Raw genomic sequence first — 8231 nt, 5'->3', positions numbered from 1 at the left:
GTCGCCCTGAACCGTTTCCCAGATCCATAGGCCGCAGGCTTCAATTTTTTTCTTTCCCTGTGAAAACCAGCTATCGGGCGCGGCGGTAAAAAACGCCAGTGCGTGAGTGAGTTGCTGTCCCATCAGTGGTGACCTCCTGTTATTGTATTTGCCTCTGTATCCGTGCTATTCACCGTGTCTCGCCAGAGACGCTACTGTGACCCAGGACTGGGCGGCGCCAGTTCGTAACGCACGTTGGCGGATTGACGGTAAAGTCGGCGTCCTGCAACAGTATCTCGCCCGGGGCGATATTGCGGATGCCGGTAAAGGTTATCTGGTGGCAATAGGTCTTGCTCAACCCCTCGCTGGAAGTGGAGGATTCCACATTGAGGTCGGTTGCGCCGGAAACAGACAGCCGGTAGCGGGCGAACGTGGCGGTTCAAGGAAGAAAGCGGCGTGGGTATCGCGGAATAATGCTCCATGCGGTTTCCTATTTTCTGTCCATTGAGAAATTTAAGCAGTGCATTATGCCGCAACAATCAATAAAACGGTAAGAGAATTAAGCGATGAAGATCACAATAATATTCTTTTAAATCAAATTGTTATTATGATAATAATATCATTTGTCATTATTAGAAATGAGGTGTTGGAATATTTATACGGCAGGATAAAGGGAATGTTAATGGTTGTCGTCCTGCTATGCGTAAACCGGCAAATCCGCATATAAGGCTTATCGCTATCCGGGTCATACTTCGAGCTGTATGCATTGGCCCTGTACAGGGCCAACACTTTGCGTTGTTCAAAGCGACGGCGTTTTGTCCCGCAACTGGCATTATTTAGGCTATAAGGTTGCCCATCAGCCGTCTTGTTTTGGCGGTTCCGCAGGCGATTTCGGCGGTTCCGCCGGGGACAGCGTGAGCATCAGGCCTTCCTGGCGCATCCGGGCGGCCTCGTCGGGCAGATGAAGGCGATCCAGCGCATCGGCGCGCCAGGCGTAGTCATAGGCATCCGGACGCTGATCCAACGCGGCGCGGAACGCATCGCTGGCCTGCTGCCATTCGCCATGTTGCATCGATAGCTGGCCTAGCGTGCTGTTCAGCAACGGCGTCGCGCCCTGTTGTTTGATCAACTGGCGCAACATTTTTTCCAACCGATCGGGATCGCCGGACTTCAGGCGCGGCATCAACAGAACCAGCCGCTCGTCATACTGGCGTTTGAGCCCGTCCAGAATGATTTTCTGGGCGGTATCGTGGTCGTCGCACTCGATAAGGTGCTCCACCATCGCCACCTGCAAAGGCACTTCATGGCGGACTTTCCGGCTCTGGTTATTCCACCACTGTTTCAGTTCTTCACTGCCGCCGTCGGCCATCGCCTGATTCATCAGGCCGATATACGCCTGCTGCTCCAGCGCCTGCAACTGCGCGTCGTCATGCAGGTTCGTTTTGCGCATCGCGGGAATAATATCCAGCAACGCGCCGTAGGCATTGGTGCGCAGGAAAGCCTGCTCCGCCAGACGCAACACTTCCGGGTGGCGCGGGGCGACTTCCAACAGGCGATCCACGCCGTGACGGGCGGCATGGTCTTCATGACGCGCCAACTGGATGCGTACCCGGGTAATATCCACCGGCAGCTGATCGGTATCGGCGATTTCCGCGGCGCGCTCCAGATATTGCTTGGTGCGGAATTCGTCGCCGCGCTGCTGCGCCGCTTCCGCCGCCATCAGATAGTTAACCACCGGCTGATCCGCATGATCGGCATTGCGGGCCATCAATTTCTCTACCTGTCGATAATCGCCTTCCGCCAGTTTGAGCAGCGCGGCCTTGGTCTGTTTTCTGGCCCGGCTGCGTTTGCGGCCCAAAAACCAACCGCGGGTGCGGGCGCCGGTATGGAAAATACGGCGGATCGCCCACTCGATAACCAGCAGCGCCAGGAACAGCAACACCAGCATGATGACCAGACCGGTTACGCTGGTTTCAATATTGTAGTTGTCCGTTTGAATCAGTACGTATCCCTGATGACCGGCGACCATCGGGCCGACGATCACCCCGGCGATCAGGATGAGGAACAGCAGCAAAATTTTCAGCATGTTCAGCCCTCCTGCCGCGTCGCTGGCGTTTGCGCCAGTAAGTTGCGTACTCGCGTCTGCATCAGTTTTTCCAGTAGCGGCTGGCTTTGCAGCGTGGTCGGCACATCCATTGAAACTGACTGCTGGCTCAACGCATCCACGCTTTCCAGAAAGGCCTGGGTGTTGGGATCGCTGGTATCAAAATAGGCCCTGACCCAGGTGGCGGCGGTTTCCAGCGACTGTCTGTAGGTTTCGTTCTGATGGCGCGGGATGGCCTGGGCGGCCACCAGCAGACGGGAGCGGATATTCTCGCGCAGATAAATATCCTGATTCGGCGCCAGCAGCGGTTCCGCCGCGCTATCGCGTCGGCGAACGGTGATGAATTCCGCGATAAAGTTATGCCAGCTCTTGCTGAGATTTTGCCGCCATTCGCTGAGAGAGGCCGACAGCTCGGTGCTGTTCTCATCCATCGGCGTTTCATCGCTATTGTTGTCGGCAAGGCGCAGGTTATCCACCTGATCGGTCAACTGGTTCACTTTCAGAATGATGCCGTCGAAGTCGATCTGGCTGACGCCCGCCAGCGCGCTGATGTCGTTGGTGAGCGCGCGGCGCACTTCAATCACGCTTGGGTCATTCATTTCCGCCAGGCTGGCGTCCGCGCTTTTCAGCAACGCGCCCGCCGTGGTGACGTCTTTATCGCTCCATAATTTGCGGCCCGCCATTTTCACCAGGAAATCCGCCTGGGATAACAGCCAGGTGTTGGTGTCGTGCTCGGTCAGCGACGCCAGTTTTTGACTCATCTCATCCGACTGGCGGGTTAATGCGTTAAGGCGCTGCTCGGTGGCGTTCAGTGATTGGCTATGCGACTGCTGCGCGTCTTCCCACTGCCGTTGCCCCTGGTTGTACTGTTGTTGCAACGCGCTCAACTGGGATTCCAGACGCTGGATGACGGCGGCTTTCTGCTGCTCTTGTTGTTGCGTGTAGTAGTAAAGCCCGCCGCTCAGCGCCAGCGCGATAATAATGGCTATCGACCCCAGCAAGACGCCGCTTCGTCCGGACGGTTGCGGTTTGGGCTCCTGCTGCTGATGCGCGGGCTCAACCCGTTCTGCCACCGTTTCGGATGGGGTCGTGGGGGTATTGTGTTCCGTCATAATGGTACATCCCATGATCAGGTTTATTGTAGTGCGCGCATAAGCGCATCGTTGTCGGCATTATCGGCGATACGAATATGACGCCAGCCGAGTTGGCGGGCCTGGACGGCCAGTCGTTCGCTAACCACTATCAACTGACAACCCAGTAACCAGGAAGCCCGATAGTAATCAGGCACTAAAGTATAGATCCGTTGTAGCATTTCTCCGCTGGTGATCACCAGCGTATCGATACCGGCCTGTTGCCAGTGGCGGCTTTGTTCCGGTCCGTCATAATGAACGGGGCGGCGCTGGTAACATTCGGCGTAACTCACTTTCGCCCCTCGTTGCGCCAGCGTGTCGCCCAGCAGTTCCCGACCGCCGTTACCCCGTAATAATAGTGCGTGTTTACCATTAACATACTGTAATTCTGGTAATTGCAGTAAACTTTCGCTGGTCTCGCGCTCTGTTGGGTAGGCGACATGCCGCGCGCTGACTTTATGCAGCGCCAGCGCGGTGGCGCGGCCGATGGCGTAATAGCTCGGGTTTGACGGCCAGCCGGCGCCGCTGCGGCTTAACAGCGGATCGGCATAATCGATGGCATGGCGGGACAGCGCGAAGAGCAGATCGCCGGGGCGCAAGCTCGCCAGCATGGCGGGCAATTGCGCCAGTTCGCCGCCCGGCGAAAATTCGATCAGCGGGCTGTGATAAGCGCTGTAGCCCCGTTTTCTTAAGCGGGTCACCAGTTGTTCACCAGCCGGAGACGGACGGGTAACCAGAATCGTCATGATGAGGGGATGTCCCGATAAACCGCCTGGAGAATGGCTTTGGCGCCTTTGGCCAACAGCTCTTCCGCCAGCGCGACGCCGATCTGTTCCGCTTCGGACGGTTTTCCCCGGCGCTCGCCGGTAATGATTCGGCCGCCATCCGGCGAGCCGACCAGCGCGCGCAGCCACAGCGTATCGCCGTCCAGTTCGGCGTAGCTGCCGATAGGCACCTGGCATCCGCCTTCCAGACGCAGGTTCATCGCCCGTTCAGCCTGCACGCGGACGGCGGTGGCGGCATGGTTGAGCGGAGAAAGCAGCCGGCGGGTTTGTTTATCGTCCTGCCGGCACTCAATGCCGATCGCCCCTTGTCCTACCGCCGGTAACGAAATTTCCGGGCTGAGCGGGCTGCGGATCCGGTCTTCCAGCTTCAGACGTTTCAGTCCCGCCGCCGCCAGAATAATCGCGTCATAGTCGCCGCTATCCAGTTTCGCCAGCCGGGTGCCCACATTCCCGCGTAAATCGCGGACGATCAGATCGGGGCGCCGGGCGCGCAACTGGCACTGACGGCGCAGGCTCGACGTGCCGACGCAACTGCCCGCCGGCAGTTGATCAAGATCGGCATAATGATTGGAGACAAAGGCGTCGCGCGGATCGTCGCGCTCGCAAATCGTCGCCAGACCGAGGCCTTCAGGAAATTCAGCCGGGACATCCTTCATTGAATGGACGGCGATATCGGCGCGATCTTCAAGCAGCGCCAGTTCCAATTCTTTGACAAATAATCCCTTGCCGCCGACCTTGGCTAAGGGGGTATCGAGGATAATATCGCCGCGGGTCACCATCGGTACCAGTTCTACCCGAAGTCCCGGATGGTGGCGGCTCAGCAATTGCTGAACATATTGTGCTTGCCACAGCGCCAACGGGCTCTGTCGGGTAGCAATTCTAATGATATTGTCTAACATGCTTGATACCGTTTTTATCGTTTTCCGGCGCCATCGTATCATTGATAGTGCGCCAGTGTCAGGTGACGGACATCGGAGTCCGCCGGCAAAACGGCAGAAAATGAACGGGTTTGAAATGACATGTGACAGGCCGGATTTCTCAGGCGATAATTAAAACCGTAATGAAAGCAAGGAGGATAAGTCTAACTTTCTTTACTTTCTTTACGCTTAATCAGCAAGGTGTTAAATTGATCACGTTTCCAGCAATATCTTGCCCAACATTCTGCTAAATATAACCGTTGGCAAGTCAGGAATACGTTTTTTCTAAGCACTGATAATCAGGCGAAACGTCTTGTACTTCTATATCGAGACTTTGAAGCAAAGACTGGATGCGATCAACCAACTGCGTGTTGATCGGGCTCTGGCCGCAATGAAACCTGCTTTTCAGCAGGTCTACAGTCTTGTGCCGATTTTATTACATTATCACCACCCACTCATGCCGGGCTATGTCGAGGGCAAGGTTCCTCACGGCATTTGCTTCCACACGCCTGATGAAAAGCAGCAACAATACCTGGATAAAATCGAACTGCGCTGGGGACCGTTTGCCGACTCCCACGATAAGGGCGAATTGCCGATTACCGGCGTCTACTCCATGGGCAGCACCTCGTCTATTGGACAGAGCTGTAGTTCCGATCTGGATATCTGGGTTTGCCATCAATCCTGGCTGGATAACGAAGAGCGTCAACGCTTACAGAAGAAATGCACCCTGCTGGAAGAGTGGGCCGCCGCGCAGGGCGTGGACGTCAGCTTCTTCCTGATGGATGAAAACCGCTTTCGCCACAATGAAAGCGGCAGTCTGGGCGGCGAAGATTGCGGATCCACCCAGCATATTCTTTTACTGGACGAGTTCTACCGCACGGCGGTCCGCATGGCGGGCAAGCGTATCCTGTGGAATATGGTGCCGGTGGAAGAAGAAGCGAATTACGATGAATATGTCCTGTCGCTGTACGCGCAAGGCGCGCTGGCGCCGAACGAGTGGCTGGATCTCGGCGGGCTGAGCACGCTGTCGGCGGAAGAATATTTCGGCGCCAGCCTGTGGCAGCTCTATAAAAGCATCGACTCCCCTTACAAGGCGGTATTGAAAACGCTGCTGCTGGAAGCCTATTCCTGGGAGTATCCGGATACGCGTCTGTTGTCCATGGACATCAAAAAACGTCTGCACAAAGGCGAGATCGTCTCTTTCGGTCTGGATCCTTATTGCATGATGCTGGAACGGGTGACGAATTATCTGACGCAGATAAACGATCCGACCCGTCTCGACCTGGTGCGCCGATGTTTCTATTTAAAAGTGTGTGAAAAACTTTCCAGCGACCATGCCTGCGTCGGCTGGCGGCGCCAGATTCTGCAACAGCTGGTGCAAGAATGGGGTTGGAGCGACGATCATCTGGCGATGTTGGATAATCGCGCCAACTGGAAGATTGAACGGGTACGTGAAGCGCATAACGAACTGCTGGATGCGATGATGCAGGCCTATCGCAACCTGATTCGCTTCGCACGGCGCAATAATCTGAGCGTCAGCGCCAGTCCGCAGGATATCGGCGTCTTGACCCGCAAGCTGTACGCCGCGTTTGAAGCGCTGCCCGGCAAGGTGACGCTGCTGAACCCGCAGATTTCGCCCGACCTGTCGGAGCCGAATTTAACCTTTATTTATGTGCCGATCGGACGTGCGAACCGCTCCGGTTGGTATCTGTACAATCAGGCGCCGTCGATGGATGCCATCATCAGCCATCAGCCGCTGGAATATAACCGCTATCTGAACAAGCTGGTGGCCTGGGCCTACTTTAACGGCTTGCTGACGCCGAAGACGCATCTGCACATTAAAGGCAGCGAACTGTGCGATATCACCCGTCTACAGGCGCTGGTGTCCGATGTTTCCAGCCATTTCCCCTTGCGTCTGGCGGCGCCGACGCCGAAGGCGCTGTACAGCCCGTGCGAAATCCGCCATTTAGCCATTATCGTCAATCTGGAACATGATCCCACCGCCGTCTTCCGCAATCAGGTGGGGCATTTCGATTTCCGGCAGATGGATGTGTTCAGTTTTGGTCAACAGCAGCAATGTCTGGTCGGCAGCATCGATCTGTTGTATCGCAATTCGTGGAATGAAGTGCGTACGCTGCATTTCAGCGGCGAACAGGCGGTGCTGGAAGCGCTGAAAACGATTCTGGGCAAGATGCATCAGGATGCGGCGTTGCCGGAGTCGCTGGAAGTGTTCTGCTACAGCCAGCATTTGCGCGGGCTGATTCGTACGCGCGTGCAGCAGCTGGTCTCCGAATGCATTGAGCTGCGCCTGACCAGCACGCGTCAGGAACCGGGTCGGTTTAAAGCGGTGAAGGTCGCCGGGCAAACCTGGGGACTGTTCTTTGAACGGCTGAGCGTTTCGGTGCAGAAACTGGAAAACGCCGTTGAATTCTATGGCGCGATTTCCAACAATAAACTGCAAGGCGTGCCGGTTCATATTGAATCCAGCCATGTGCATTTACCCCCGGTGGTCGATGGCGTCGCCAGCGAGGGCATTATCCAATTCTTCTTTGAAGATTTGGATGAAAATCAAGGGTTTAATATTTATATTCTGGATGAGTCCAACCGGGTTGAAGTGTATCATCACTGCGAAGGCAGCAAAGAGGAATTGGTGCGCGACGTGAGCCGTTTCTATTCCTCCTCTCACGATCGCTTTACCTATGGATCCAGTTTTATCAATTTCAATCTGCCGCAGTTTTATCAGATTGTGCAACTGGACGGCCGCACTCAGGTGATCCCGTTTCGCAGCAGCGCGCTTTCTCATCTTTGCATTACCCCGGTGCTCGGCGATGCCGCCAAAGGTATGCAACAGCGGTTACAAATATTTTAATTCCCGGCGCCCCGCAGGCGGGCGACGCGCCAGCCTCCTTTCTCCGTTAGTCGTAGCATGCCGTCGCAGACGGCTTAGCTGAAGCGCACCGTTTCTCCGGCCTGGGTGGAGCAGGCGGCGGACAGCAGCGACATGAAATCTTCTCCGCTGCGATCGCACACCCAGCGTTTATCCTGATAGTTGAAGTGATAACCGCCGGTTTTGGTCGCCAGCCAAATCTGGTGCAATGGCTCCTGACGATTGATGACAATTTTTGTTTTGTTTTCAAAGGTCAGCGTCATCACGCCGCCGTTGGTTTCGTAATCGATATCGGCATCCCCGTCGAATTGGTCCAGCGTTTCTTCCAGTTGCAGCATCAGTTCGTCGGCTAATTGATGGAACTCGCTATCGTTCATTTTCGATTCCTATTGATTTTCATGATCCACCTGCGATTATAGAGAGCATGCA

At 55.7% G+C, this 8231-nt stretch carries 6 protein-coding genes; 1 reads left to right on the top strand and 5 read right to left on the bottom strand.

Going from position 1 to position 8231, the window contains the following annotated elements; all coding sequences use genetic code 11:
* Window positions 1–835 precede the first annotated feature (835 nt).
* Genes hemY through hemC form a run of 4 tightly spaced genes read right to left on the bottom strand, consistent with a single transcriptional unit; the run spans window position 836 to window position 4897 of the window.
* The gene (gene hemY / locus ABRZ28_RS19860) at window positions 836–2065 is read right to left on the bottom strand and encodes a protoheme IX biogenesis protein HemY (RefSeq protein WP_330521263.1); all 1230 of its coding nucleotides are present in this window, start codon (window positions 2063–2065) and stop codon (window positions 836–838) included.
* Window positions 2066–2067: 2 nt separating this feature from the next.
* A complete protein-coding gene (gene hemX, locus ABRZ28_RS19855) occupies window positions 2068–3195 on the bottom strand; it encodes a uroporphyrinogen-III C-methyltransferase (protein ID WP_330521262.1) in 1128 nt (375 codons plus the stop codon).
* A 23-nt stretch (window positions 3196–3218) separates the two neighbouring features.
* Window positions 3219–3959, bottom strand: a complete 741-nt coding sequence (gene hemD, locus ABRZ28_RS19850; RefSeq protein WP_319605750.1) for a uroporphyrinogen-III synthase — start codon at window positions 3957–3959, stop codon at window positions 3219–3221.
* On the bottom strand, window positions 3956–4897 hold the full coding sequence (gene hemC / locus ABRZ28_RS19845; RefSeq protein WP_319605751.1) for a hydroxymethylbilane synthase: 942 nt from the start codon (window positions 4895–4897) through the stop codon (window positions 3956–3958). Before hemC ends, hemD begins: the two co-directional genes overlap by 4 nt.
* 331 nt (window positions 4898–5228) lie before the next feature.
* Here hemC and ABRZ28_RS19840 point away from each other — a divergent pair, with 331 nt between their 5' ends.
* Entirely contained in the window at window positions 5229–7784 is a 2556-nt protein-coding gene (locus tag ABRZ28_RS19840; protein ID WP_319605752.1) for a class I adenylate cyclase, read from the top strand.
* Between the two features lie 74 nt (window positions 7785–7858).
* Here the strand turns inward: ABRZ28_RS19840 and cyaY are convergent, their stop codons facing one another.
* Window positions 7859–8179, bottom strand: coding sequence for an iron donor protein CyaY (gene cyaY, locus ABRZ28_RS19835; RefSeq protein ID WP_319605753.1), 321 nt, complete (start codon window positions 8177–8179; stop codon window positions 7859–7861).
* Window positions 8180–8231 lie beyond the last annotated feature (52 nt).

Origin of the sequence: Brenneria sp. g21c3 (genome assembly GCF_040240345.1) — a bacterium.
GTDB lineage: Bacteria > Pseudomonadota > Gammaproteobacteria > Enterobacterales > Enterobacteriaceae > Brenneria.
The sequence above is the reverse complement of the archived record's forward strand: the minus strand, read 5'-3'. Positions and strand labels throughout refer to the sequence as shown.